1 protein-coding gene is annotated in these 2,647 nt (G+C 75.8%); it reads right to left on the bottom strand.

Annotated elements, in window-relative coordinates; translation table 11 throughout:
* The coding region (gene fusA / locus ACFXG1_RS28460) for an elongation factor G (RefSeq protein ID WP_384745127.1) at positions 1 to 2,100 on the bottom strand (2,100 nt) is incomplete at its 3' end.
* Positions 2,101 to 2,647 lie beyond the last annotated feature (547 nt).

Raw genomic sequence — 2,647 nt, 5'->3', positions numbered from 1 at the left:
GGCCCGGAGATCACTCCGGGCCCGCGCCTGCCCCGAACAGCCCGTCGTCCCCGCACCCGCCCCCGTCGCCGGAGCCGGGGCGTAGCCCGTGGGGCGGGCCGTGAAGGTGCCCCGGCCGCGGGTGCGGCCGCGCAGACGGGTCGCGTAGCCGAACAGCTCCGCCAGGGGCATCGTCGCCGTGACCACCGAGGTGCCGCCCCGGGCGGTGGAGCCCGAGACCCGGCCCCGGCGGGCCGCGAGATCGCCGAGTACCGCGCCGACCGCGTCGTCCGGCACGACGACGGTGACCTCGGCAACCGGCTCCAGCAGCACCATCCGCGCGGCACGCAGCGCCTCGCGGAGGGCGAAGCGCCCCGCCGCGCGGAAGGCGAGCTCGGACGAGTCCTTCGGGTGGGTCGCCCCGTCGGTCAGGACCACCCGGAGACCGGTCACCGGATGGCCGCCGAGCGGCCCTTCGGCGAGCGCGTCGCGGCAGCCGGCCTCGACCGCGCGCACGTACTCCTTCGGTACCCGGCCCCCGGTGACGGCGGATGTGAACACCAGGGGCTCCGCGCCGTCGCCGCCGGGCGGGTCCAGCGCCTCGACGTCGATGACGACATGCGCGAACTGTCCGGCGCCGCCGTCCTGCTTCACATGGCGGTACACCCGTCCTCGTACGCCTTCGACCACGGTCTCCCGGTACGCGACCCGGGGCCGCCCGACCGTGATCTCCAGGCCCTGGTCGCGGCGGATCTTCTCCACGGCCACCTCCAGATGCAGCTCGCCCATCCCCGACAGCACGGTCTGACCGGTCTCGGGGTCGGTCCGCACCGTCAGCGACGGGTCCTCGTCGGCGAGCCGTGCCAGGGCGACGGCGAGCCGGTCGGTGTCGAGGGCGCGCCGGGCCTCGACGGCCACCGACACCACCGGCTCGGGCACCCCGGGCGGCTCCAGCACCAGCGGTGCCGACGGCGCGCACAGGGTCGCCCCGGCGCGGGCCGCCTTGACCCCGACGACGGCGACGATGTCACCGGCGACCGCGCGGTCGGCCTCGGTGTGCCGGTCGGCGCGGACCCGCAGGATCCGGCCGATCCGCTCGGTGCGCCGGGCGCCCGCGTCCAGCACGGTGTCCCCGCGCCCGATCGTGCCCGCGTACACCCGCAGGAACGTCAGCCGCCCGGTGGCGGTCGCCGTCACCTTGAAGACGAGCCCGGCGAACGGCTCCGCCGGGTCCGGGTCCCGCCGCTCCCCGTGTTCCGCGCCGCCCGGCGCCGTGCCCCGTACCGGCGGTACGTCGAGCGGGGACGGCAGCCAGTCCACGACGGCCGCGAGCAGCGGTTCGATACCGATGTTGCGGTACGCGGAGCCGCACAGCACGGCCACAGCTTCGCCGTCGCGGGTCAGCTCCCGCAGCGCCGCCGCGAGGGTCCCGGCCGTGACGGTCCCGTCGGTGTGGAACTCCTCCAGGGCACCGATGTGCAGCTCGGCGACCGACTCCGCGAGCAGCGCGCGGCGGCGGGCCGCCTCATCGGCGAGGCCGGCCGGTACCGGCCCCTCGGTGACGGAGTCGGCGCCGGGCTCCCAGGTCAGGGCCCGCATACGGAGGAGGTCCACGACGCCGGTGAAGCCGTTCTCCCGCCCGATGGGGAGGTGGACGACGAGCGGCACGGTGTCCAGCCGGTCGCGGATCGCCGCGGCCGTCGCGTCGAGGTCCGCCCCCGCGCGGTCCATCTTGTTGACGAACGCGATCCGCGGAACTCCGTACCGGTCCGCCTGCCGCCAGACCGACTCGGTCTGCGGCTCGACCCCGGCGACCGCGTCGAAGACGGCGACCGCGCCGTCGAGGACCCGGAGGGAGCGTTCGACCTCGTCGGCGAAGTCGACGTGCCCTGGGGTGTCGATGAGGTTGATCCGGTGGCCGTCCCAGTCGCAGCTGACGGCCGCGGCGAAGATGGTGATCCCGCGGTCGCGCTCCTGCGGGTCGAAGTCGGTGACGGTGGTGCCGTCGTGGACCTCGCCGCGTTTGTGGGTGGTGCCGGTCAGATACAGGATCCGCTCGGTGACGGTGGTCTTGCCCGCGTCCACATGGGCGAGGATGCCCAGATTGCGTACGGCCGCCAGGTCGCCGGTCCCGGCGGGGACGGCGGTACGGGCCGCGGTACGGACCGGCGTACTGACCGCGGTACGGGCGGTGGGAGCGACGGTGGGACGGACGGTGGTGGCGCGGGTGAGGTCGTTGCGCACGGCCCTCGGCCTTTCGAGAGGTGTCGAACGGGGCGGCGCGATGTCTCCGACGATGTACGGCGTGCGCCGTACGGCGGCCCGTGCCGGGCACGGGCCGACCACGCCCCCGGCGGCGATCGGCCGCGACCGGGCACGGCGACGGGGTCGCGTACGGCGGCGGGCCGGCAGTGGGGGGCGGTACGGGGCGTCGGAGGGTCCGGTGGCGGGCGCGCAGCCGTCACCGGTCGTACGAGGACACCGGGATCACGTCGTACCGGGGGCGGGGGGTGCGGGCGCGGTCGTCGTGACGCGTCATGATCCGCTCCCCCTCTGTCTCTGCGCTTCGGCTCTTCGCCGACGGAGTGCCGGCGCGGTGCCGGCCTGCGGAGCGAGTGTAAACAGCGGGCCGGGGCCGGGGGGGGGCGCCGTTGAGCGGGTTGGGGGC

It is taken from the genome of Streptomyces sp. NPDC059248 (genome assembly GCF_042753905.1).
In the GTDB taxonomy this organism is placed as follows: domain Bacteria; phylum Actinomycetota; class Actinomycetes; order Streptomycetales; family Streptomycetaceae; genus Streptomyces.
This window is presented reverse-complemented; position numbering and strand designations above follow the sequence as displayed.